The following is a 23,261-nucleotide window of genomic DNA, read 5'->3' on the forward strand; positions in this document are numbered from 1 at the left end:
CCATCTAGCGAGAAGAAGAGACATGACCGAGAACACCCCCACCGCAGACCTCTCCGCCGCCGGCGTCAGCATCTGGCTCGACGACCTGTCGCGCTCGCGCATCTCGAGCGGCGGGCTGCAGAAGCTCATCGACGAGAAGAACGTCGTCGGCGTCACGACCAACCCCACGATCTTCGCCGCGGCCCTCGCCAAGGGCGAGTCCTACGACGAGCAGGTCGAGGAGCTCGCCGCCGCCGACACCTCGGTGACCGACGCGGTCTTCGCGATCACCACCGACGACGTCGCCGCCGCCTCCGACGTCTTCCGCCCGATCTACGACGCGACGAACGGCTACGACGGCCGCGTATCGATCGAGGTCGAGCCGGGCCTCGCGCACGACGCGCAGGGCACCATCGAGCAGGCCAAGGCCCTCTGGGCCAAGGTCGACCGCCCGAACGCGATGATCAAGATCCCCGCGACCGTCGAGGGCCTCGAGGCCATCACCGAGGCCATCGGCTCCGGCATCTCGGTCAACGTCACGCTGATCTTCTCGCTCGCCCGCTACCGCGCCGTCATCAACGCGTACCTGGCCGGCCTCGAGAAGGCCAAGGACGCCGGCATCGACCTGTCGACGATCCACTCCGTCGCCTCGTTCTTCGTGTCGCGCGTCGACACCGAGATCGACAAGCGCCTCGAGGCCGTCGGCACCGACGAGGCCCTCGCGCTGAAGAGCAAGGCCGGCGTCGCCAACGCGCAGCTCGCCTACGAGGTCTTCGTCGAGGCGTTCGCCACCGAGCGCGCGCTGCTCCTGCAGGAGTCCGGCGCCAACCGCCAGCGGCCGCTGTGGGCCTCGACCGGCGTCAAGTCGACCGACCTGCCCGACACCCTCTACGTGACCGAGCTGGTCGCCGCGGGCGTCGTCAACACCATGCCCGAGAAGACCCTCGAGGCGACCTTCGACCACGGCGTCATCGCCGGCGACACGGTGACCGGCTCCTACGCCGACGCCAACGCCGTCCTCGACGCCGTCGTCGCGCAGGGCGTCTCCTACGCCGAGGTCACCGAGCTGCTCGAGAAGGAGGGCGTCGAGAAGTTCGTCGTCTCCTGGAACGAGCTGCTCGACACCGTCACCGCCGCGCTCGAGGGCGCGAAGGCGAAGGCCTGAGCATGACGATCCAGATCCACCTCAGCGGCGACGCCGAGAAGGCCGCCGACCGCGTCGTGCCGGAGCTCGTCGCCGACGAGGTCGCCTCGGGCATCACCGCCCAGGTCCCCACCCTCTGGGGTGCGGCGGCCGAGGAGGAGTCGGCGAAGCGCCTCGGCTGGACCGAGTCGACCACGGTCTCCCGCCCGCTGATCCCCGAGATCCTGGCGCTCCGCGAGGAGTTCCAGGCCAAGGGCATCGACCACATCGTGCTCGGCGGCATGGGCGGCTCCTCGCTCGCGCCCGAGGTCATCACCCGGACCGCCGGCGTCGAGCTCACCGTGCTCGACTCCACCGCGCCCGGGCAGGTCCTCGCGGCCCTGAACGACCGTCTCGCGTCGACCGCGGTCGTCATCTCGTCCAAATCCGGCTCGACGGTCGAGACCGCCAGCCAGAAGAAGGCCTACGAGAAGGCGTTCACCGAGGCCGGCATCGACCCGCTCGACCGCATCGTCATCGTGACCGACCCCGGCTCGCCGCTGGACACCTCGTCCCGCGAGGCGGGCTACCGGGTCTTCAACGCCGACCCGAACATCGGCGGCCGCTTCTCGGCGCTCTCCGCGTTCGGCCTCGTGCCGTCCGGACTCGCCGGCGCCGACATCGAGGCCCTCCTCGACGAGGCGGCGGAGGCCTCCCTCGGCCTGGCCGTGGACACCCCGGAGAACCCGGGTCTGCTCCTCGGCGCCGCGATCGCCGCCACCAGCCCCCGTCGCGACAAGCTCGCGATCGTGGCCGACGGCACGCACATCGTGGGCTTCGCCGACTGGGCCGAGCAGCTCATCGCCGAGTCCACCGGCAAGGACGGCACGGGCATCCTCCCCGTCGTCCTCGGCACCCTCGCCCCCGAGCTGTCGGAGGACCTCGCCGACGTGCAGGTCGTCCGCCTGGTCGAGGACGCGAGCGCGCTGCACCTGTTCCCGCGCGACCGGCACGAGGGCGAGATCCTCCTGTCCGGCTCGCTCGGCGCGCAGATGCTGACCTGGGAGTACGCGGTCGCGGTCGCCGGGCGCCTGCTCGGGATCAACCCGTTCGACCAGCCCGACGTCGAGTCGGCGAAGGTCGCGACCCGGGCCCTGCTCGAGAAGCGCCCGGAGCCGGCGACCCCGGCCTTCACGGACGCGGGCATCGAGGTGACCGGCACGTCGGACGTCACCGAGGGCGTCTCGACCGTCGCCGCCGCCGTCGACCGCCTCCTCGCCCAGCTGGGCGAGGGCGGTTACGTGTCGATCCAGGCCTACGTCGACCGCCTCGCGCTGCCGCAGCTGGAGGGCGTCCGCGACCTCCTCGCCGCGCAGGCGCAGCGCCCCGTCACCTTCGGCTGGGGCCCGCGCTTCCTGCACTCGACCGGTCAGTACCACAAGGGCGGAGCGCCGACCGGCGTCTTCCTCCAGATCGCCGAGCGCGCGAGCACGGATCTCGAGATCCCCGAGAGCCCGTTCACCTTCGGCCAGCTGATCCAGGCCCAGGCCGCGGGCGACGCGAGCGTGCTCGCCGAGCACGGCCGCCCGGTCCTGACGCTGACGCTGACGGACCCCGAGGCCGACCTCGAGGCCCTCTTCGAGGCGCTCAACACCTGATCCGCCGGGCGCGGCGTCCCGGCCTCCTCGCGGAGGCGGGGCGCCGCGCCCGCGGTCGTCCGCGCGGTCCGCCACGACCGCGCTCGCAAGCCCTCAGCGGAGCGGGCACGCGTCACCACTCCCCCTCCGTCACCGATAGCAGTGCGCCGAGGCGCCGGCTCCGCCGGCCCGCGGCACACAGAAGGACACTGCACATGTCTGTGGACATCACTCCCGAGTTCAATCCGCTGCGGTTGAGCTTCGACCGCCGGCTGAACCGGATCGCGGGGCCGAGCGGCCTCGTCATCTTCGGCGTCACCGGCGATCTCTCCCGCAAGAAGCTCATGCCGGCGGTCTACGACCTCGCCAACCGCGGCCTGCTGCCGCCCGGATTCGCGCTCGTCGGCTTCGCCCGGCGCGACTGGGACGACCAGGACTTCGAGAAGGTCGTGCACGACTCGGTCAAGAAGCACGCCCGCACCGAGTTCCACGAGGAGGTCTGGACGCAGCTCGCGCAGGGCATCCGCTTCGTGCAGGGCGAGTTCGACGACCCCGAGGCCTTCAGCCGCCTGAAGACGACGGTCGACGAGCTCGACCGCGAGCGCGGAACGAACGGCAACTTCGCCTTCTACCTCTCGATCCCGCCGAAGTCCTTCCCCCAGGTCACCGAGCAGCTGCGCAACTCGGGCCTCGCGGAGCAGAAGGACGGCCAGTGGCGCCGCGTCGTCATCGAGAAGCCCTTCGGCAGCGACCTGAAGACCGCCCGCGAGCTCAACGCGGTCGTCGAGTCGGTCTTCCCGCCGGACTCCGTCTTCCGGATCGACCACTACCTCGGCAAGGAGACGGTCCAGAACATCCTGGCGCTGCGCTTCGCCAACATGATGTACGAGCCCCTCTGGAACTCGAACTACGTCGACCACGTGCAGATCACCATGGCCGAGGACATCGGAGTGGGCGGCCGGGCCGGCTACTACGACGGCATCGGCGCCGCGCGCGACGTCATCCAGAACCACCTGCTGCAGCTGCTCGCCCTCACCGCGATGGAGGAGCCGATCTCGTTCGACGCCGCGGACCTCCGCGCCGAGAAGGAGAAGGTCCTCGCGGCCGTCCGCCTGCCGAAGGACCTGTCGACCGTCACCGCCCGCGGGCAGTACTCCGGCGGCTGGCAGGGCGGCGAGAAGGTGCTCGGCTTCCTCGAGGAGGACGGCATGAGCCCCACCTCGACGACCGAGACCTTCGCCGCGATGCGCCTGGACATCGGCACCCGCCGCTGGGCCGGTGTGCCGTTCTACCTGCGCGCGGGCAAGCGCCTCGGCCGCCGCGTCACCGAGATCGCCGTGGTCTTCAAGCGCGCGCCGCAGCAGCTCTTCGCCGAGAGCCAGACCACCTCGCTCGGCCAGAACGCTTTGGTCATCCGCGTCCAGCCCGACGAGGGCGTCACCATGCGCTTCGGCTCGAAGGTTCCCGGCGCGGGGATGCAGGTCCGCGACGTCACGATGGACTTCGGCTACGGCCACGCCTTCACCGAGGCGAGCCCCGAGGCCTACGAGCGCCTCATCCTCGACGTCCTCCTCGGCGAGCCGCCGCTCTTCCCGCGGCACGAGGAGGTCGAGCTGTCCTGGAAGATCCTCGACCCGATCGAGGAGTACTGGAGCACGCAGGGCCAGCCCGAGCAGTACCGCCCCGGAACCTGGGGCCCCGATTCCGCCGACGAGCTCCTCGCTCGCGACGGCCGCACCTGGAGGCGCCCGTGATCGTCGATCTGCCCGACACCACGACGAGCGAGGTCTCGAAGACCCTCGTCAAGATCCGCGAGGAGGGCGGCGCCGTCGCCCTCGGCCGCGTGCTCACCCTCATCATCGCGACCTCGCGTGGCCAGGAGGAGGAGGCGATCGACGCCGCCAACGACGCGTCCCGCGAGCACCCGATGCGCGTCATCGTCGTCTCGAAGGACGACGGGCTGACGACGGTCCCCGTCGACGCCACCCCGCGCGTCGACGCGCAGATCCGCGTCGGCGGCGACGCCGGCGCGAGCGAGGTCGTCGTCCTCCGCCCCTTCGGCGACGCGGCGACCGACGAGGAGAGCCTGGTCACCGGGCTCCTGCTCCCGGACGCCCCCGTGGTCGCCTGGTGGCCGAACAGCGCGCCGGACAGCGCCTCGAAGTCGCCGATCGGCCGCATCGCCACGCGCCGGATCACCGACGCCTCCGCGCAGTCCAACCCGGCCGAGGCTCTGCACCACCTCGCCTCGACCTACGCCCCCGGCGACACCGACTTCGCCTGGACCCGCCTCACCCTCTGGCGCGCCCAGCTCGCCGCGGTGCTCGACCAGCCGCCGTACGAGCCGATCACGGCCGTCGAGGTCTCCGGCGCGCCGGACTCCCCCTCGACGATCCTGCTCGCGGCCTGGCTGCAGCTCGAGCTCGACATCCCCGTCGACCACGAGCTCACCATCAGCGCGACCGGGTCCAGCGGGATCCACGGGGTGCGCCTCTTCCGCGAGTCCGGCGTGATCGAGCTCGAGCGCTCGATCCCGAACGTCGCGACGCTGACGCAGCCGGACCAGCCCGTCCACGACATCTCCCTGCCGCGCCGGAGCCTCCGCGACTGCCTGGCGGAGGAGCTGCGCAGGCTCGACCCGGATGACCTGTACGGTGAAGTCATCTCGCGCGGTGTGGACATGCTCACCGAGAAGAACGACGCTCGCAGCGCGTCCTGACACCGCCGCACTCCCCGGCCGCCGCACCCTGCACATCAGGCGCGGCGGCCGGGGAGACGGCCATCCGCCGATGGCGACCGACCCGAAGGAGACCCCGATGACCACTGACCGCCGTGTGCTCGTCCACCGAGACAAGCAGACCCTCGCAGGCTCGGTCGCCGCGCGCTTCCTGACGAAGACGATCGACATCCTCGACGACCTGGGCACGGCGAACGTGGTCCTCACCGGCGGGACGATGGGGGCGGCGACCCTCAAGGAGATCGGCGGCTCCTCCGCCGCGGGCAACGTCGACTGGACCCGCGTCCACTTCTGGTGGGGCGACGAGCGCTGGGTGCCCCGCGGCCACGAGGACCGCAACGACGTGCAGGCGGGCGACCTCTTCGAGCGCCTCGAGGTGCCGGCCGAGAACGTGCACTCGTACCCCGCGTCCGACGAGGGCCTCGACCTCGACGGCGCGGCCGCCGCCTACGACGCCGAGCTCCGCGCGCACGCGACCGAGGGCCGCGACTACCCGCGCTTCGACATCACCTTCCTCGGGGTCGGCCCCGACGGCCACATCGCCTCGCTCTTCCCGGAGCGCTCGGCCATCCGCCACCCGCAGCCGGGAGTGCTGGCGGTCCGCAACTCCCCGAAGCCGCCGCCCGAGCGCCTCACGCTCACCCTGCCGCTGATCAACCAGTCCGACCGGATCTGGATGGTCCTCGCCGGCGCCGACAAGGCGTCCGCACTCGGGCTCGCCCTCGCGGGTGCGAGCACGAACGAGGTGCCGGCAGCCGGCGCGTTCGGCCGCAAGCGCACGGTGTTCTTCGTCGACCAGGAGGCCGCGGCCGAGGTGCCCGAGTCGCTGATCGCGCCGAGCTACTGATCTCTCCCCCGGCTCGTCCGGGAACGACGGAGGGCCCGCCTCCTCTGGAGGACGAGCCCTTCGTCGTTGCTCCGGCCCTGCGGCCGGCGGTGCTCAGGAGGGGGTCGCGGTGCCCCGGCGGGCGCGCAGCTGCTGCAGCGCCTCCTCGAGGAGCTGAGCGGCCTCGGCCTCGGTGCGGCGCTCCTTCACGTACGCGAGGTGAGTCTTGTAGGGCTCCGACTTCGCGACCTGGGGCGGGTTCGCCCGGTCGCGCCCGGCGGGGAGACCGGACTGCGGGGAGTCGATCACCTCGGGGATCTCGTCCTCGGGGAGGGCCGCCGAGAAGTGGCGCACCGTCTCGTTGCCGAGGGCGTCCCAGTAGGAGACCGCGACGCGCTCGGCGTGGTAGCCCCGGTCCTGCTCGCCCATGGGTCCCGCGCCGACGCGCGAACCGCGGATTGCACTGCCGCCTGATGCCATTCCGTTTACCCCTATGCTCCGGTGTCGAACTTGGTGATGAGACCGAGCACCACGATGCAGGCCAGCCAGACGAGGCCGAGGATCACGGTGATGCGGTTCAGGTTGCGCTCTGCGACGCCCGAGGCACCGAGGTTCGAGGTGACTCCACCGCCGAACATGTCGGACAGTCCGCCGCCGCGCCCCTTGTGGAGCAGGATCAGCATGGTGAGCAGGAGGCTCGTGATGCCCAGGACGACCTGGAGCACGACCTGGAGGATGTCCACGCGGTACCTTTCGAAGTTCTGGCGCGTTGCACGCCTCGACGAGTATAACGGCGCCTGCGAACCCCCGGGGAATCGCGTCGCCCTGTGTTCGTCTCGCTGTATACGCGGGGGGTGCGACTTCTGGTGAGGGGCGGAGGGGATGGCCTCGTCGCGGCGCCTTCCCGCGCCCTTCGGGCGCCCGCCAGACCCGAGCTGCGCCCACTCCCACGCCGCTCCCTGCGCGGCGTGGCGCAGTCGGCCTAATCACGGGGTCGCTTCCCGTGGAGCGACTCCCGACCGTCTACGTCGATTCGCTGGCACGCGAATCACCGGTTAGCCTCGCCGCCGAGAGACTGGTCGTTCACCTGCCCGACGACGCCGACCTCGAGCCTGTCGCCTCATGCGAAGACGCCGAGACGATTTCGGGCTTCAACGCGAAGAAGGCGGGCCCTCTCGGGCCCGCCTTCTCGTCGCAGTAGGTCAGACTCCGACGTGGTTGCGGAACCTTGCGATGGCGGCGAACTCCTCGACCTGGAGGCTGGCGCCTCCGACGAGGGCGCCATCGACGTCGGGCTCGCGCATGAAGCCGGCGATGTTGCCGGACTTGACGGAGCCGCCGTAGAGGATGCGCGTCTTCGCCGCGGTGTCGGCGCCGAGGATGTCGGCGACGACGTCGCGGAGGGCCTTGCAGACCTGCTGGGCCTGCTCGGGCGTGGCGGCCTGTCCGGAGCCGATGGCCCAGACGGGCTCGTACGCGACGACGAGGTCGGCGTCCGAGGGCAGGCCGGTGAGGGCCTCCTTCAGCTGCGCGACGGGCACCGCGGACGGGCCGTGCTTCTCGAGGTCCTCGGCGGTCTCGCCGACGCAGACGATCGGCGGGACGCCGTGCTTGACGGCCGCGGCCGTCTTCGCCGCGATGTCCACGTCGGTCTCGCCGTGGAGCGTGCGACGCTCCGAGTGGCCGACGATGACGTAGTCGCAGTCGAGCTGCTTGAGGAACTGGCCGGAGATCTCACCGGTGTAGGCCCCGCTGTCGAACTTCGACAGGTCCTGCGCGCCGTACTTGAGCGGCAGCTTGTCGGAGTCCACGAGGATCTGCACGGGGCGCAGATCGGTGAACGGCGGGAACACCGCGACCTCGACGCCGTCGAAGTCGTGGTCGGCGTCCTTGAGGCTCCACGCGAGCTTCTGGACGAAGGCGATGGCCTGGAGGTGGTCCAGGTTCATCTTCCAGTTGCCGGCGATGAGCGGGGTGCGGGATGTCACTGCCATCCGAGGACCTCCAGTCCGGGGAGGCGCTTCCCCTCGAGGAATTCGAGGCTGGCTCCGCCTCCCGTCGAGATGTGGCCGAACTGCCCGTCCTCGAAGCCGAGGGCGCGCACCGCGGCGGCCGAGTCTCCGCCGCCGACGACGCTGAGTCCGTCGACCTCGGTGAGGGCCTGGGCGACGGCCTTCGTGCCGGCCGCGAACGGCTCGAGCTCGAAGACGCCCATCGGGCCGTTCCAGAACACGGTCTTCGAGGCCGCGACGACCTCGGCGAACCGCTTCGCGGTGTCGGGCCCGATGTCGAGACCGAGGCCGTCCGCCCCGAAGGCGGTGTCCTCGATCGCGTCGGCGGGGGCCGTCACGTACTCGGCGTCGGCTCCGAACTTCGAGGCGACGACGACGTCCGTGGGGACGACGATCTCCACCCCGAGCTCCTTCGCCTTCGCGAGGTAGCCGAGGACGGTCTCGATCTGGTCGGCCTCGAGCAGGCTCTTGCCGACCTCGTGGCCCTGGGCCTTGAGGAAGGTGAAGAGCATGCCGCCGCCGATGAGGATCGAGTCGACCCGCGGGAGCAGGTGGTCGATCACGCCGAGCTTGTCCGAGACCTTCGAGCCGCCGAGGACGACCGTGTAGGGGCGCTCCGGCTTCTCGGTCAGGCGGTCCAGGACCTCGAGCTCGGCGGCGATCAGCGTTCCGGCGGCACTGGGCAGCAGCTGGGCGAGCTCGTAGACGCTCGCCTGCTTGCGGTGCACGACGCCGAAGCCGTCGGAGACGAACGCGTCGCCGAAGGCGGCGAGCTTCTCGGCGAAGGCACGGCGCTCGTCCGCGTCCTTGCTGGTCTCCCCCGGGTTGAAGCGGAGGTTCTCGAGCACGACGACCTGGCCGTCCTCGAGGGCGTCCACCGCGGCGGAGGCGGAGTCGCCGACCGTGTCGTCGGCGAACGAGACGGGGGCTTCCAGCAGCTCGCCGAGGCGCTTCGCGACCGGCGCGAGGCTGTACTTCGAGTCGGGGGCGCCGTCGGGGCGGCCGAGGTGGCTCACGACCACGACTCGCGCGCCCTCGGCGACGAGCCGCTGGAGCGTGGGCACCGACGCGCGCACGCGGCCGTCGTCCGTGATCGTTCCGTCCTTCAGGGGGACGTTCAGATCGCAGCGGACGACGACGCGCGTGCCGGCGAGGGAGCCCAGTGAGTCCAGAGTGCGGAGCGTCACGGTGTCACTCGTCACGGAGTCGTGACTCAGAGCTTGCCGGCGACGAGCTCGGCGACGTCGACGAGGCGGTTGGAGTAGCCCCACTCGTTGTCGTACCAGGAGGCGACCTTGACCTGGTTGCCGATGACCTTGGTCAGGCCGGCGTCGAAGATCGAGGAGTGCGGGTCGGTGACGATGTCGCTCGAGACGATCGGGTCCTCGGTGTACTTGAGGATGCCCTTGAGGTCGCCCTCGGCGGCGGCCTTGTAGGCCGCGTTGATCTCCTCGACCGTGGCCGACTTCGACAGCTCGACCGTGAGGTCGGTGATCGAGCCGGTCGGGACCGGGACGCGCAGCGCGTAGCCGTCGAGCTTGCCGACGAGCTCGGGGATGACGAGGCCGAGGGCCTTGGCGGCACCGGTCGACGTCGGGATGATGTTGACCGCGGCGGCGCGCGCGCGACGGAGGTCGCTGTGCGGGCCGTCCTGCAGGTTCTGGTCGGCGGTGTAGGCGTGGACCGTGGTCATCAGACCGCGCTCGATGCCGAAGTTGTCGAGCAGGACCTTGGCGAGGGGCGCGAGGCAGTTCGTGGTGCACGACGCGTTCGAGACGATGTCGTGAACCTGGGGGTCGTAGGTGCCCTCGTTGACGCCGAGGACGATGGTCGAGACGTCGTCGCCGGTGGCGGGAGCCGAGACGATGACCTTCTTGGCGCCGGCGGTGATGTGCTTGCGCGCATCTTCCGACTTGGTGAAGCGACCGGTCGACTCGATGACGACGTCGACGCCCAGCTCGCCCCAGGGGAGGTTCGCGGGGTCGCGCTCCTCGAGCACGATGATCGGCTTGCCGTTGACGACGATCTTGTCGCCGTCCAGCTCCACGGTCGCGTCGAGGCGGCCGGTGATGGAGTCGTACTTCAGGAGGTGCGCGAGCGCCTTGTTGTCGGTGAGGTCGTTGACCGCGACGATCTCGAGGTCGCTGCCCTTGGCGAGGGCCGCACGGAGGAAGTTACGGCCGATACGGCCGAAGCCGTTGATGCCGATCTTGACGGACACAGATATCTCCTGGAGAGGAAGGGCACCTCGACGGTGCAGTGGAGGGTGTGGATCGCTGCGAGAGCGGCGTCCCGGATCGGGACCCGGGACGCCGGAATCGCTACGACAGTAGCAGGAGGCCGGAAGTGTTCTGGCGGGCCTTCTCGAAGCGCGCGGAGACGTCCGCCCAGTTCACGATGTTCCAGAACGCCTTGACGTAGTCGGCCTTCACGTTGACGTAGTCGAGGTAGAAGGCGTGCTCCCACATGTCCAGCAGCAGGACCGGCACGGTCGCGGCGGCGTGGTTGCTCTGGTGGTCGTAGAGCTGCTCGATGAGCAGCTTCTGGCCGAGGGAGTCCCAGGCCAGGATCGACCAGCCGGAGCCCTGGATGCCGAGGGCCGAGGCGGTGAAGTGGGCCTTGAACTTGTCGAACGAGCCGAAGTTCTCGTCGATCGCCGCGGCGAGCTCGCCGGTCGGCTTGTCGCCGCCGTCGGGCGAGAGGTTGTTCCAGAACACGGTGTGGTTCACGTGACCGGCGAGGTTGAACGCCAGGTCCTTCTGGAGCTTGTTGACGTTCGCGAGGTTCTCGCTGTCGCGAGCCTCCTGCAGCGCGGCGAGGGCGGTGTTCGCCCCGGCCACGTACGTCGCGTGGTGCTTGTCGTGGTGGAGCTCCATGATCCGTCCACTGATGTGCGGCTCGAGAGCCGAGTAGTCGTAGGGCAGTTCGGCGAGCGTGTAGTCAGCCATGTGCGATCTCCTGTTCGTGGTCGTCGACCTCAGTGATCCGCCGGGTCTCACGGCCCCTCACCGCTGTGCGGGAGGGTGTGCCGGGGTGTCCTGAGCGACCTTTCCAGTCTAGTGAGAGCCGCCCTCCGCACTCGGAGCGTTTCCTCCGTTCAACCAGGAGACACTCAGCGTTCGTGCGCCCGACGGCCCTTCGGCTCGCGCGGGGCTCAGAGGTCCTGGAGCTCGGCGGGGAGGTTCGCGTCGGTGCCGGGGATGTCGAGGTCGGTGGCGCGCTTGTCCGCCATCGCGAGCAGGCGGCGGATGCGGCCGGCGACCGCGTCCTTCGTCATCGGCGGGTCGGCGTGGTGGCCGAGCTCGTCGAGGCTGGCGTCGCGGTGGGCGAGCCGGAGGCGGCCGGCGTAGCGGAGGTGCTCGGGGATGTCCTCGCCGAGGATCTCCATCGCGCGCTCGACCCGGGAGCAGGCGGCGACGGCGGCCTGCGCGGAGCGGCGGAGGTTCGCGTCGTCGAAGTTGACCAGGCGGTTGGCGGTCGCCCGCACCTCGCGGCGCTGGCGCAGCTCCTCCCAGCTCGCGACCGTGGAGGTCGCGCCCATCAGGGTGAGCATCGCGCTGATGCTCTCGCCGTCGCGGACGACCACGCGGTGCACGCCGCGCACCTCGCGCGACTTGGCCTGGACGCCGAGGCGCCCGGCCGCACCGACGATCGCCATCGCCGCCTCGTTGCCGGGGCAGATCACCTCGAGCGCGGCCGAGCGGCCGGGATCGGTGAGCGAGCCCTGCGCGAGGAAGGCGCCGCGCCAGACGGCGGCGAGCTCCTCGCGGGTGCCGGTGGTCAGCCGGTTCGGCAGTCCGCGGACGGGACGGCCGCGCTGATCGAGCAGGCCGGTCTGGCGGGCGAGGGTGTCGCCGCCCTCGACCACCCGGACGAGCCAGCTGGTGGTGCGGCGCGAGCCGCCGGCCGACACGATGCTGCCCTCGCTGCGGACGCCGTAGAGCTCGGCGAGGTCGCGGCGGACGCGGGTGGCCAGGGGGGCGGAGTCGAGCTCGACCTCGACCGCGAGGCGGTTCGAGATGATGTGCAGTCCTCCGGAGAAGCGGAGGATGGTCGCCAGTTCAGCGGCACGGACGGTGTTCTTGCGCGAGACGATCGCGACCAGTTCGCCCTTGACATCTGCAGTGAGGGCCACGGAGTCTTCTTTCCTTACGTCGGGAGCGCGGCGGAGCGCGCGGGGATCATTCTCGGCCGAGGTCGCGGTGCGCCACGTTGACGGCGACACCCGGCAGCTCGGCCAGTCGGGCCGCGACGCGGCCGGCGACGGCGACCGAGCGGTGCTTGCCGCCGGTGCAGCCGATGGCGATGGTCGCGTGGCGCTTGTTCTCGCGCTGGTAGCCGTCGAGCACCGGCCGGAGGGCGCGCGAGTAGGAGTCGATGAACTCCTCCGCGCCCTGCTGGGCCAGCACGTAGTCTCTCACCTCTTCGTCGAGACCGGTGTGCGGGCGGAGCTCCGGGATCCAGTACGGGTTGGGCAGGAAGCGCGCATCCGCGACCATGTCGGCGTCGGTCGGCAGGCCGTACTTGAAGCCGAAGCTCATCACGGTGATCTGCAGCCCTGCGCGGCCGGCTTCGGCGAACCGCGTGGTGATCGTGGTCGCGAGCTGGTGCGGGTTGAGGTCGGAGGTGTCGATCACGATGTCGGCCGACTCGCGCAGCTGCGCCAGGCGGGTCCGCTCGGCGGAGATGCCGTCGAGGAGCGTGCCGCGCCCCTGCAGCGGGTGCGGGCGGCGGACCTGCTCGAAGCGGCGGACGAGAGCGGCGTCGGCGGCCTCGAGGAAGACGACGCGCAGATCGACGCCGACGCGCAGCTCGCGCACGATCTCGCCGAGGTCGGCGAAGAAGTCGCGCCCGCGGACGTCGACGACGGCCGCGACCTTGGGCACGGTGTCCCCCGCGCGCTGGGCGAGGTCCACCAGCGGGCGCAGCATCTGCGGCGGGAGGTTGTCGACCACGTACCAGCCGAGGTCCTCCAGCGCGTTGGCGGCGGTGGATCGTCCGGCTCCGGACATCCCGGTGACGATCAGCACGTTCTGCTGCTCGCTCTCGGTGCTCATGGGGTCTCCGTGCTCGTGTGGGGTGGTCGCGGACCCTCCTTCGGGGAGGGCGGGCCTCCAGCCTAGGGTGTGGCCCTGAGCGGAGCACCCGGCGGAAGGTGGTGCCTCAGGGATGCAGGTGCCCGTGGATCGCGGCGGCGAGCGTCGGCCCGATGCCCTTCACCTCCGCGATCTCGGCGTCGCTCGCCTCGCGCAGGCGGGTCACCGAGCCGAAGTGCTTCAGCAGGTCGCGCACCCGCGTCCCGCCCAGCCCCGGGATCTCGGCCAGCTGCGACGAGATGTCGCGCTTGCGCCGCTGACGCTGGTGGGTGATCGCGAAGCGGTGCGCCTCGTCCCGGATGCGCTGGAACAGGAAGAGCGCGTCGCTGTTGCGCGGCAGGATCACCGGGAAGTCGGAGTCGGGCAGCCAGATCTCCTCCAGCCGCTTCGCGATCCCGCAGAGCGTGATCCCGGTGACGCCGGACTCGTCGAGCGCGCGCTGTGCGGCCGCGACCTGGGGCTGCCCGCCGTCGACGATGAGCAGGTTCGGCGGGTAGGAGAACTTGCGCCGCTTCGCCTCCCCGGTCTCGGGATCGACCTCCGCGGGCTCAGTGGGCTCCTTGAGGTACGCCAGGCGCCGGGTCAGCACCTGGTGCAGCGACTCGGTGTCGTCGGTCGACTCCGCGATGCTGAAGCGGCGGTACTGGTCCTTGCGCACCAGGCCGTCCTCGAAGACGACCATCGACGCGACGATGTTCGTGCCGCTGAGGTGCGAGACGTCGTAGCACTCCATCCGCAGCGGGGCCTCGGCCATGCCGAGCGCGTCGCGGATGTCCTCCAGGGCCTGCGTGCGGGCGGTGAAGTCCGCCGACCGCCGGGTCTTGTAGAGCATCAGCGAGTGCTTGGCGTTCTGCGTCGCCGTCTCGAGGAGGGCCGCCTTGTCGCCGCGCTGCGCCGCGCGCAGGCGAACGTTCGCCCCCCGGAGGCTGCCCAGCCACTCCTCGAGCGCCTCGGAGTCGTCGGGCAGCTCGGGCACGACGACCTCGCGCGGCGGTATGTCGCCGCCCTCGTAGGCCGCCTGCAGGGCCGTGTCGACGAGCTCGGCGGTGCTCATGTCGAGCTCCTTGTCGACGACCCAGCCGCGCTCACCGCGGATCCGGCCGCCCCGCACGCGGAACTGCTGCACCGAGGCGGCCAGCTCGTCGTGCACGATCGCGTACAGGTCGACGTCGACGTTGTCCTTCAGCACGACCGCGCTCTTGGCGAGCACGGCGTCGAGCGCCGCGGCCTGGTCGCGGAGCTTGCCGGCGCGCTCGTACTGCATCGCCTCGGCGGCCTCGCGCATCTCGCGCTCGAGCTCGCCGATCATCCTGCGGTCGTGGCTGCCCATGAACGCGACGAAGCGGTCGACGATCGCCCGGTGCTCCGCGAAGGTGACCCGATGCGAGCACGGACCGCCGCAGCGGCCGATCTGCGAGGCGAAGCAGGGCTTCCCGCTCTGCATCGCCCGCTTGTAGTTGGAGTCGTTGCAGGTCCTGATCGGGAACGCCTTGATCATCAGGTCGATCGTCTCGTGGATCGCCCAGATCTTCGGGTACGGGCCGAAGTAGCGCGCCCCGCGGATCTTCGAGTTGCGCGTCACCATCACCCGCGGCGCCTCGTCGCCGAGGGTCACCGCCATGTACGGGTACGACTTGTCGTCGCGGAACTTGACGTTGAAGGGCGGATCGAACTCGTTGATCCAGGTGAACTCGAGCTGCAACGCCTCGACGTCGGTGCCGACGACGGTCCACTCGACGCCGGACGCCGAGGTGACCATCCGCCGGGTGCGCTCGTGCAGGCTCGGCAGCGGAGCGAAGTAGTTGCTGAGCCGGGCGCGGAGGTTCTTCGCCTTGCCCACGTAGAGGACCCGGCCCCGGGCGTCCTTGAAGCGGTAGACGCCCGGGAGGGTCGGGATCTCGCCCGGCTTCGGCCGGAAGTCGACGGTCTGCGTCATGCCCGCGCCCCCGCTCCCCCGGCCCTCCGGGGACGACCGGCGAGGCGGAGCCGCGTCACGGCAGGATCTCGGCGAGGAAGGTGCCGGTGTGGCTCTCCTTGACCTTCGCGACGTGCTCGGGGGTGCCGATGGCGACGACCTGGCCGCCGCCCGCACCGCCCTCGGGACCCATGTCGATCAGCCAGTCGGCCGACTTGATGACGTCGAGGTTGTGCTCGATGGTGATGACCGTGTTGCCCTTGTCGACGAGGCCGTTGAGCACCAGCAGGAGCTTGCGGACGTCCTCGAAGTGCAGACCGGTGGTCGGCTCGTCGAGCACGTAGACGCTGCGCCCGTTCGAGCGGCGCTGCAGCTCGGTGGCGAGCTTGACGCGCTGCGCCTCGCCGCCGGAGAGCGTGGTCGCGCTCTGCCCGAGCCGGACGTAGCCGAGGCCGACCTCGACCAGGGTCTTGAGGAACCGGTGGATCGAGGTGATCGGCTCGAAGAACTCGGCCGCCTCGGCGATCGGCATGTCGAGCACCTCGGCGATGTTCTTGCCCTTGTAGTGCACGGTCAGGGTGTCGCGGTTGTAGCGCGCTCCCCCGCAGACCTCGCACGCGACGTAGACGTCGGGCAGGAAGTTCATCTCGATCTTGATCGTGCCGTCGCCCGAGCAGGCCTCGCAGCGCCCGCCCTTGACGTTGAAGCTGAACCGGCCGGGCAGGTAGCCGCGGGCCTTCGCCTCGGTGGTCTCGGCGAAGAGGTTGCGGATGCGGTCGAACACACCGGTGTAGGTCGCCGGGTTGGAGCGCGGGGTGCGCCCGATCGGGTTCTGGTCGACGTGCACGACCTTGTCGAGGTTCTCGAGCCCGGTGACGCGGGTGTGCTTGCCCGGCACCTTGCGGGCGCCGTTGAGCTGGTTGGCGAGCACCCGGTAGAGGATGTCGTTCACCAGCGTCGACTTGCCCGAGCCGGAGACTCCGGTGACCGCGACGAAGGTGCCGAGCGGGAACTCGACGTCGACCTTCTGCAGGTTGTTCGCGTTGGCGCCGACGACCTTGATCACGCGCTTGCGGTCGATCTTGCGGCGCTTCTTCGGCAGCTCGATCGAGCGGCGGCCGGCGATGTAGTCGCCGGTGAGCGAGTGGGTGTTCTCGAGCAGCGACTCGTAGGAGCCGGAGTGCACGACCTGGCCGCCGTTGACGCCGGCGCCGGGGCCGATGTCGACGATCCAGTCGGCGGTGCGGATGGTGTCCTCGTCGTGCTCGACGACGATGAGGGTGTTGCCGAGGTCGCGCAGCTTGATCAGGGTGTCGATCAGCCGGCGGTTGTCGCGCTGGTGCAGGCCGATGCTCGGCTCGTCGAGGACGTAGAGCACGCCTGTCAGGCCGGAGCCGATCTGGGTCGCGAGCCGGATGCGCTGGGCCTCGCCGCCGGAGAGCGAGCCGGCCGCACGGGAGAGGTTGAGGTAGTTGAGCCCGACTTCGATCAGGAAGTCGAGGCGCGCGCGGATCTCGCGGAGCACCTGCGCGGCGATGGTGGCCTCGCGCGGGGTGAGCTGCAGCTCGCTCATGAACGACTGGGCGTCGCCGAGGCTGAGGTCGGCGACGTCGGCGATGCTCGCGCCGTGCACGAGCACGGCGAGCACCTCGGGCTTGAGGCGCGAGCCCTTGCAGACGGGGCAGGCGACCTCGCGGAGGAACTCGGCCCAGCGCGAGCGCTGCACATCGGTCTCGGCCTGCACGTACTGCCGCTCGATGTAGGGCACCACGCCCTCGAAGCCGGAGGTGTAGCTCATCTCCCGGCCGTAGCGGTTCTTCCACTTGACCTTGACCTCGAAGTTGTCGCCGTGCAGCACGGCCTGCTGCACCTCCGAGCTGAGGCGCTTCCACGGGGTGGTCAGCTTGAAGCCGAGGTCGCGGGAGAGGCCGTCGAGCAGCTTCTCGTAGTACTGGAAGAGGCCCTTGCCCTGGGTGGTCCACGGGATGATGACACCCTCGGCGATGCTGAGGTCGGGGTCGCCGAGCAGCAGCTCGTCGTCGACCGACATCCGCGTGCCGAGGCCGGAGCACTCGGGGCAGGCGCCGAAGGGGGCGTTGAAGGAGAAGGTGCGCGGCTCGATCTCGGTGAGCGAGATCGGGTGGTTGTTGGGGCAGGACAGCTTCTCGGAGTACGTCGTCCACGCGCCGTCGCCCTCGCCGTCGACGAAGTTGATCTGCACGATGCCGTCGGTGAGGCGCAGCGCCGTCTCGAGCGAGTCGGTCAGGCGGCCGAGGATGTCCGGGCCGGCGACGAGGCGGTCGACGACGACGGAGATGTCGTGCTTGTACTGCTTCTTGAGCACCGGCGGCTCGCTCAGCTGGATGAGCTTGCCGTCGACCATGGCGCGGGAGTAGCCGCCCGCGGTCAGCTCCTTGAAGAGGTCGACGAACTCGCCCTTCTTCTGCGAGACGACCGGGCTGAGGATCTGGTAGCGGGTGCCCTCCTCCAGCTCCATCAGCTGATCGGCGATCTGCTGCACGGTCTGCGCCGAGATCGGCTCGCTGCAGACGGGGCAGTGCGGGATCCCGATGCGGGCCCAGAGCAGGCGCATGTAGTCGAAGATCTCGGTGATCGTGCCGACGGTGGAGCGCGGGTTGCGGTTGGTCGACTTCTGGTCGATCGACACCGCCGGGCTGAGGCCCTCGATGAAGTCGACGTCCGGCCGGTCGACCTGGCCGAGGAACTGCCGCGCGTAGGCGGAGAGCGACTCGACGTAGCGGCGCTGGCCCTCGGCGAAGATCGTGTCGAAGGCGAGCGACGACTTGCCCGACCCGGACAGTCCGGTGAAGACGACCATCGAGTCACGGGGGATCTCGAGGTCGACATCGCGCAGGTTGTGCACTCTGGCCCCGCTCACCACCAGCTTCGACACCGATTCGTCCAGGGAGGAGACGAAGCGGTGGAAGGAGGGTGAGGGGGTGGTGGAAGGGTCCGTAACGGCGTTCAGGATCGACACCTCGAAAGTGTATGCGGAGCCACCGACATCGCCCGGGGCGTTCGCTGGCCGCTGATCCCGCACCCCGCGACTTGCGCTCGTCGACCCCGCCGGCATCGGCGGGCCGGCCCGCGTGGGCCGGCCCGGATCGGTCAGGACAGGTGCCCGGCCTTCTCCATCTGCCGCAGCTCGCGCTTGAGCTCGGAGACCTCGTCGCGCAGGCGCGCGGCGAGCTCGAACTTCAGCTCGCCGGCGGCCTGCAGCATCTGGCCGTTGAGGTCGGCGATGATCGCCTCGAGGTCGTTGCCGCCGTTCGCGGCGAGACCCTGGCGGCGCAGGTTGGGCGTCGGGCTCTTCTTCTTGGCGTCGCGGCCGGCCAGGAGCTTCGCGGTGTCGGCTCCCTCGCGGGCGAGCGCGTCGGTGATGTCGGCGATCTTCTTGCGCAGCGGCGTCGGGTCGATGCCGTGGTCGAGGTTGTAGGCGACCTGCTTCTCGCGCCGGCGATCGGTCTCGTCGATCGCGAGCTTCATCGAGTCGGTCATCTTGTCCGCGTACATGTGCACTTCGCCCGAGACGTTGCGCGCGGCGCGGCCGATGGTCTGGATGAGCGAGGTCGACGAGCGGAGGAAGCCCTCCTTGTCGGCGTCGAGGATCGCGACCAGCGACACCTCGGGCAGGTCGAGGCCCTCCCGGAGGAGGTTGATGCCGACGAGGACGTCGTAGACGCCGGCGCGCAGCTCGGAGAGCAGCTCGACCCGTCGCAGGGTGTCGACGTCGGAGTGCAGGTAGCGCACCCGGACTCCGGCCTCGGTGAGGAAGTCGGTGAGCTCCTCCGCCATCCGCTTGGTCAGTGTGGTGACGAGGACGCGCTCGTCGCGCTCGGTGCGGAGCTTGATCTCCTCGAGCAGGTCGTCGATCTGGCCCTTGGTCGGCTTGACGACGATCTCGGGGTCGATCAGGCCGGTCGGGCGGATGATCTGCTCGACGATGCCGTCGGCGATGCCCATCTCGTAGCGGCCGGGGGTGGCCGAGAGGTAGACGGTCTGACCGACACGGCCCTTGAACTCCTCCCACTTCAGCGGGCGGTTGTCCATCGCCGAGGGCAGCCGGAAGCCGTGCTCGACCAGCGTGCGCTTGCGCGAGGCGTCGCCCTCGTACATCGCACCGATCTGCGGCACCGTGACGTGCGACTCGTCGATGACGACGAGGAAGTCGTCGGGGAAGTAGTCGAGCAGGCAGTGCGGCGCCTCACCGGACTCGCGGCCGTCGATGTGGCGAGAGTAGTTCTCGATGCCGGAGCAGAAGCCGATCTGCTGCATCATCTCGAGGTCGAAGGTGGTCCGCATCCGGAGGCGCTGCGCCTCGAGGAGCTTGTTCTGCTTCTCGAGGTCGGCGAGGCGGACCTCGAGCTCCTGCTGGATGGTGTCGATGGCGCGGTGCATGACGTCCTGGCTGGCGACGTAGTGCGAGCCGGGGAAGACGGAGACGGACTCGAGCTTCTTCACGACGTTCCCGGTGAGCGGGTGCAGCGTGTAGAGCGCCTCGATCTCGTCGCCGAACATCTCGATGCGGATCGCGAGCTCCTCGTACATCGGGATGATCTCGATCGTGTCGCCGCGGACCCGGAAGGTGCCGCGGGCGAAGTCGACGTCGTTGCGGGCGTACTGCATCGAGACGAACTTGCGGATCAGGCGGTCGCGGTCGACCCGCTGGCCGACCTGGAGCGCGACCATCGCCTCGAGGTACTGCTCCGGCTGGCCCAGGCCGTAGATGCAGGAGACGGTCGAGACGACGATGACGTCGCGCCGGCTGAGCAGGGAGTTGGTCGTCGAGTGCCGCAGGCGCTCGACCTCGGCGTTGACCGAGCTGTCCTTCTCGATGAAGGTGTCCGTCTGCGGGACGTAGGCCTCGGGCTGGTAGTAGTCGTAGTAGGAGACGAAGTACTCGACCGCGTTGTTGGGGAAGAGCTCGCGGAACTCGTTGGCGAGCTGCGCGGCGAGCGTCTTGTTGTGCGCGAGCACGAGGGTCGGCCGCTGGACGGCCTCGACGAGCCAGGCGGTCGTCGCCGACTTGCCGGTACCGGTGGCGCCGAGGAGGACGACGTCGGTCTCGCCGGCGTTGATCCGGGCGCTCAGATCGGCGATCGCTCCGGGCTGGTCACCGCTCGGCTGGTATTCGCTGATGACCTCGAAGGGGTGCACGGCACGGGTTGGCTCCATGCTCGAAGCGTAACCGCGACCACCGACATCGGGGCGGGCCTGCGCCGACGGCGAACGGGGCTCGCGGCGATCCTGTCCGCAGGCCCGCCCTGCTGGAGACGCCGGGTCTCGATACGCCCCTGCGGGGCTACTCGACCAGCAGGGGCGTCCAGCACGTGGCGAACGCATGCCCGACGGAACGCCGCTGCAGGCCTGCTCAATCAGCATGGGTTTCCAGCACCCTGCCACATGCATGCTGATCGAGTAGCGCGCGGAGCGCGCGTATCGAGATCCACTGGCGCCGGAAGCCGAGTCTGCAGACCGACCAGCAGGAGGGCGCCCGATCAGAGGCGGGAGACGCGGAGGTCGCGCAGGTGGAGGCGGTCGCCCGCGGCCATGCCGTCGGTGCGCACGCGGAGCACCGCGCAGACCGCCCACTCCGGTGCGGGGAGGGAGTAGGCGTCGTCGAGCCGGACTCCGGCGAAGGAGTCGCGGGCCGAGACGTCGGTCACCGAGTACCAGTCCCGCCCCAGGCCGTCGGCCCGTCGCGCCGTCGAGAAGCCGAGATCGATCGCGACGGATCCGGAGCCCTCGTAGAGCGCGTCCAGCGACGCGAGCACCCGCGCTCCCGCGGCGATCGGCACGAAGAGGTGGACCGCGCCGGAGCCCGACCCGTCCTCGACTGCAAGCGCACGGAGCCCCGCGACCGGGGAGTCCCCCGGCGCGACGGACGCCCCGCCCTCGGCCGTCCAGTCGTCGGCGAGCACCGAGCGCGAGCCGTGCGGGTCGAGCACGCCGCGTATCCGCTCGGCCGCGTGGAACCGCAGCGCGGTCGAGGGCAGCGCCGAGGTGTCCGAGATCGTCAGGACGCCGTCGCCGCGCGCCAGGAAGGGCAGCCGCGAGTTGCCGCCCTGGAACTGCCCGCCCCGGACGACCGCCCGCTGGCCCCCTGCCCCGGAGAACTGGATCAGTCCGCGCTCGGCGTCACCGTCGACCTCCTTCCGAGCCCGGACGAGGAAGCGGCAGCCGGTGAGCGAGAGCAGGGCGCCCCAGCCGTCCAGCTCGAACCAGCCGTGGTTGTCGGGGATCTGCATCTCGAAGTGGCAGTGCGAGAAGTGGGCCTGGCCGCGCGAGATCGTGACCGCGCGGCCCTGGTTCGTCGAGAAGGTGTCGAACGAGCACTGGTCGACGAAGAACTCCTGGTCGCCGTGGATCTGGAGTGCGCTCTCGGTGTTGCTGGTCAGGTCGCAGCCCTGGAAGGCGATGCGCTCGCCCGAGTCGACGGCGTCCTCCACCGCCACGACTCCCACGCGGTTCCCCTGGAACGAGCACGAGCGGAACTCGAGCAGATAGGCGTGCGACCCGAGCTCGACCGCCGTGTCGAAGCTCCGCGCGACGACGTTCGCGAAGGAGAGGTAGGCGGGCTTCGGCCCTGGTTCGCGCAGGTGGGACGGTGCGCTCACGGCGATGCCGGTGTTCGAGCCGTCGCCGACCAGGTGCAGATCGCTCAGCACGGTCTGGTGCTGGCGGGTGTAGCCCGCGGCGGAGGACTGCAGCACGGGGCCGACGGTCTGCAGCGCAGGGCCCGTGCCGACGTAGCGGATCTCGCAGCGACCCTCGATGCTCACCCTGGCGTCCCAGGACAGCGTCTCGTCGACGACGAAGCTCCCCCCGGGCGCGGTGACGACGGCGTGGTGCTCGGCCGGGTCGACCCCGTCCTCCGGCACGGCGGCGGCGGCCAGCGCCGCCTGCCAGGCAGCGGTGTCGCGGGCGGCACCCGCGGCGAGCGACTCGTCGAGGTGGTCGTGCACGTCGACGATGCGGGACGTGCCCGCGGGACGGCTGATCACCTGGACCGGCGCCGGTCCGGTCCGGCCGGTGAGCGCACCGGCGGCGGCTCCCGCGCCCGCACCGAGCAGGACGCCCGCCCCGGAGGCGAGCAGGAGGCGCCGGGAGTCGGAGGCGGGCGGGCGGGCTCCGGAAGCGCTCATGCGTCGTACCCCTCGACTCGGCGATCGTGCTGGGGCCGTCCCCCGTGCTGCGGCCCTCCCACTGTAGGAGCAGGGCCTGACGGTCTCCCGCCGCCGGATGCACTCAGGCTGAGGGGCGGCGCAGCCGCTCCCAGAGCGCGTCGACCTGGCTCAGGGTCTCCTCCAGAGTTCCGGAGGCGTCGATCACGGCGTCCGCGAGGGCCAGGCGGTCCTCGTCGCTCGCCTGCGCGCCGACGCGAGCGCGGGCGTCGGCCTCGGTCATGCCGCGCAGGTCGATGAGGCGCTCGACGCGCGTCTCCTGCGGGGCGTGGACGACGATCACCTCGTCGAACTCCCCCGCGCCGCGCGACTCGGCCAGAAGCGGGACGTCGTAGACGACGATCGCCGCGGGGTCGGCGGCGGCCGCCGCGGCGAACAGCTCCTGCGAGCGGAGCGACACCGCCGGGTGGGTGATCGCGTTGAGGTCCTCGCGGGCGGCGGAGTCGGAGAAGACGATCGCGCCGAGCGCCGCCCGGTCGAGCGAGCCGTCGGCGCGCAGGGTCTCCGGGCCGAACCGCTCGACGATCGCGGCCAGCGCGGGCTCCCCCGGCTCGACCACCTCGCGGGCGAGCCGATCGGCGTCGACGACGACGGCTCCGAGCTCGGCGAGACGGCGGGCGACGGTGGACTTGCCCGAGGCGATGCCTCCGGTGAGGGCTGCGAGATGCACCCGGCAAGCCTAACGAGCGGCGCAGTGGACCGGACGGGGGTGGATCTCGATACGCCCGCTC

General features: G+C 70.5%; 18 protein-coding genes. 5 read left to right on the top strand and 13 right to left on the bottom strand.

The features are described from left to right. Positions 1-22: 22 nt before the first annotated feature. The 5 genes from tal (at position 23) to pgl (ending at position 6,323) form a co-directional block, all read left to right on the top strand. Complete coding sequence (gene tal / locus EDF45_RS08520; RefSeq protein ID WP_123735790.1) at positions 23-1,144, top strand: transaldolase; 1,122 nt, start codon at positions 23-25, stop codon at positions 1,142-1,144. Between the two features lie 2 nt (positions 1,145-1,146). Continuing rightward, positions 1,147-2,760 carry a glucose-6-phosphate isomerase gene (locus EDF45_RS08525; RefSeq protein WP_123735791.1) on the top strand — a complete coding sequence of 538 codons (1,614 nt, stop codon included), beginning with the start codon at positions 1,147-1,149 and terminating at the stop codon, positions 2,758-2,760. A 194-nt stretch (positions 2,761-2,954) separates the two neighbouring features. Then, complete coding sequence (zwf, locus tag EDF45_RS08530) at positions 2,955-4,493, top strand: glucose-6-phosphate dehydrogenase (protein ID WP_123446273.1); 1,539 nt, start codon at positions 2,955-2,957, stop codon at positions 4,491-4,493. Continuing rightward, positions 4,490-5,458: a glucose-6-phosphate dehydrogenase assembly protein OpcA gene (locus EDF45_RS08535; RefSeq protein WP_123735792.1), complete on the top strand. Its 969-nt coding sequence runs from the start codon at positions 4,490-4,492 to the stop codon at positions 5,456-5,458. Before zwf ends, EDF45_RS08535 begins: the two co-directional genes overlap by 4 nt. Before the next feature lie 97 nt (positions 5,459-5,555). After that, on the top strand, positions 5,556-6,323 hold the full coding sequence (gene pgl, locus EDF45_RS08540; protein ID WP_123735998.1) for a 6-phosphogluconolactonase: 768 nt from the start codon (positions 5,556-5,558) through the stop codon (positions 6,321-6,323). A 93-nt stretch (positions 6,324-6,416) separates the two neighbouring features. Here pgl and EDF45_RS08545 read toward each other — a convergent pair whose 3' ends face one another. The 13 genes from EDF45_RS08545 to coaE form a co-directional block, all read right to left on the bottom strand. Beyond that, complete coding sequence (locus EDF45_RS08545) at positions 6,417-6,782, bottom strand: RNA polymerase-binding protein RbpA (protein WP_123446271.1); 366 nt, start codon at positions 6,780-6,782, stop codon at positions 6,417-6,419. 11 nt (positions 6,783-6,793) lie between these two features. Further along, the gene (gene secG / locus EDF45_RS08550; RefSeq protein WP_123733087.1) at positions 6,794-7,045 is read right to left on the bottom strand and encodes a preprotein translocase subunit SecG; all 252 of its coding nucleotides are present in this window, start codon (positions 7,043-7,045) and stop codon (positions 6,794-6,796) included. Positions 7,046-7,504: 459 nt separating this feature from the next. Further along, positions 7,505-8,296 carry a triose-phosphate isomerase gene (gene tpiA / locus EDF45_RS08560; protein ID WP_123735794.1) on the bottom strand — a complete coding sequence of 264 codons (792 nt, stop codon included), beginning with the start codon at positions 8,294-8,296 and terminating at the stop codon, positions 7,505-7,507. Next, positions 8,287-9,501, bottom strand: coding sequence for a phosphoglycerate kinase (locus EDF45_RS08565; RefSeq protein WP_123735795.1), 1,215 nt, complete (start codon positions 9,499-9,501; stop codon positions 8,287-8,289). Before EDF45_RS08565 ends, tpiA begins: the two co-directional genes overlap by 10 nt. A gap of 26 nt (positions 9,502-9,527) precedes the next feature. Continuing rightward, positions 9,528-10,535, bottom strand: a complete 1,008-nt coding sequence (gene gap, locus EDF45_RS08570; protein WP_123735796.1) for a type I glyceraldehyde-3-phosphate dehydrogenase — start codon at positions 10,533-10,535, stop codon at positions 9,528-9,530. Positions 10,536-10,635: 100 nt separating this feature from the next. Further along, positions 10,636-11,262 carry a superoxide dismutase gene (locus EDF45_RS08575; protein ID WP_123704313.1) on the bottom strand — a complete coding sequence of 209 codons (627 nt, stop codon included), beginning with the start codon at positions 11,260-11,262 and terminating at the stop codon, positions 10,636-10,638. 206 nt (positions 11,263-11,468) lie between these two features. Beyond that, positions 11,469-12,449 (bottom strand): DNA-binding protein WhiA, encoded by a 981-nt coding sequence (whiA, locus tag EDF45_RS08580; protein WP_123446265.1) that lies wholly within the window; start codon positions 12,447-12,449, stop codon positions 11,469-11,471. Between the two features lie 46 nt (positions 12,450-12,495). Further along, positions 12,496-13,371 (bottom strand): RNase adapter RapZ, encoded by an 876-nt coding sequence (rapZ, locus tag EDF45_RS08585; RefSeq protein WP_123446264.1) that lies wholly within the window; start codon positions 13,369-13,371, stop codon positions 12,496-12,498. A gap of 106 nt (positions 13,372-13,477) precedes the next feature. Continuing rightward, positions 13,478-15,346: an excinuclease ABC subunit UvrC gene (gene uvrC, locus EDF45_RS08590; RefSeq protein ID WP_123735797.1), complete on the bottom strand. Its 1,869-nt coding sequence runs from the start codon at positions 15,344-15,346 to the stop codon at positions 13,478-13,480. Between the two features lie 55 nt (positions 15,347-15,401). Further along, the gene (uvrA, locus tag EDF45_RS08595; protein WP_397460044.1) at positions 15,402-18,419 is read right to left on the bottom strand and encodes an excinuclease ABC subunit UvrA; all 3,018 of its coding nucleotides are present in this window, start codon (positions 18,417-18,419) and stop codon (positions 15,402-15,404) included. A gap of 35 nt (positions 18,420-18,454) precedes the next feature. Next, positions 18,455-20,521: an excinuclease ABC subunit UvrB gene (gene uvrB, locus EDF45_RS08600; RefSeq protein ID WP_123446262.1), complete on the bottom strand. Its 2,067-nt coding sequence runs from the start codon at positions 20,519-20,521 to the stop codon at positions 18,455-18,457. Positions 20,522-20,844: 323 nt separating this feature from the next. Then, complete coding sequence (locus EDF45_RS08605; RefSeq protein WP_123735798.1) at positions 20,845-22,491, bottom strand: hypothetical protein; 1,647 nt, start codon at positions 22,489-22,491, stop codon at positions 20,845-20,847. Positions 22,492-22,594: 103 nt separating this feature from the next. Then, complete coding sequence (gene coaE / locus EDF45_RS08610) at positions 22,595-23,200, bottom strand: dephospho-CoA kinase (RefSeq protein WP_123735799.1); 606 nt, start codon at positions 23,198-23,200, stop codon at positions 22,595-22,597. Positions 23,201-23,261 lie beyond the last annotated feature (61 nt).

The organism is Rathayibacter sp. PhB186, from assembly GCF_003751825.1.
Taxonomy (GTDB): domain Bacteria; phylum Actinomycetota; class Actinomycetes; order Actinomycetales; family Microbacteriaceae; genus Rathayibacter; species Rathayibacter festucae.

What these genes read in the sequence shown, in the direction of transcription:
- pgl (WP_123735998.1), top strand. Translation starts at nt 5,556, where the DNA reads ATGACCACTGACCGCCGTGTGCTCGTCCACCGAGACAAGCAGACCCTC.
- uvrA (WP_397460044.1), bottom strand. Translation starts at nt 18,419, where the DNA reads ATGCCGGCGGGGTCGACGAGCGCAAGTCGCGGGGTGCGGGATCAGCGG.
- EDF45_RS08545 (WP_123446271.1), bottom strand. Translation starts at nt 6,782, where the DNA reads ATGGCATCAGGCGGCAGTGCAATCCGCGGTTCGCGCGTCGGCGCGGGA.
- uvrC (WP_123735797.1), bottom strand. Translation starts at nt 15,346, where the DNA reads ATGACGCAGACCGTCGACTTCCGGCCGAAGCCGGGCGAGATCCCGACC.
- zwf (WP_123446273.1), top strand. Translation starts at nt 2,955, where the DNA reads ATGTCTGTGGACATCACTCCCGAGTTCAATCCGCTGCGGTTGAGCTTC.
- uvrB (WP_123446262.1), bottom strand. Translation starts at nt 20,521, where the DNA reads ATGGAGCCAACCCGTGCCGTGCACCCCTTCGAGGTCATCAGCGAATAC.
- EDF45_RS08575 (WP_123704313.1), bottom strand. Translation starts at nt 11,262, where the DNA reads ATGGCTGACTACACGCTCGCCGAACTGCCCTACGACTACTCGGCTCTC.
- tpiA (WP_123735794.1), bottom strand. Translation starts at nt 8,296, where the DNA reads ATGGCAGTGACATCCCGCACCCCGCTCATCGCCGGCAACTGGAAGATG.
- EDF45_RS08605 (WP_123735798.1), bottom strand. Translation starts at nt 22,491, where the DNA reads ATGAGCGCTTCCGGAGCCCGCCCGCCCGCCTCCGACTCCCGGCGCCTC.
- rapZ (WP_123446264.1), bottom strand. Translation starts at nt 13,371, where the DNA reads ATGAGCACCGAGAGCGAGCAGCAGAACGTGCTGATCGTCACCGGGATG.
- EDF45_RS08525 (WP_123735791.1), top strand. Translation starts at nt 1,147, where the DNA reads ATGACGATCCAGATCCACCTCAGCGGCGACGCCGAGAAGGCCGCCGAC.
- tal (WP_123735790.1), top strand. Translation starts at nt 23, where the DNA reads ATGACCGAGAACACCCCCACCGCAGACCTCTCCGCCGCCGGCGTCAGC.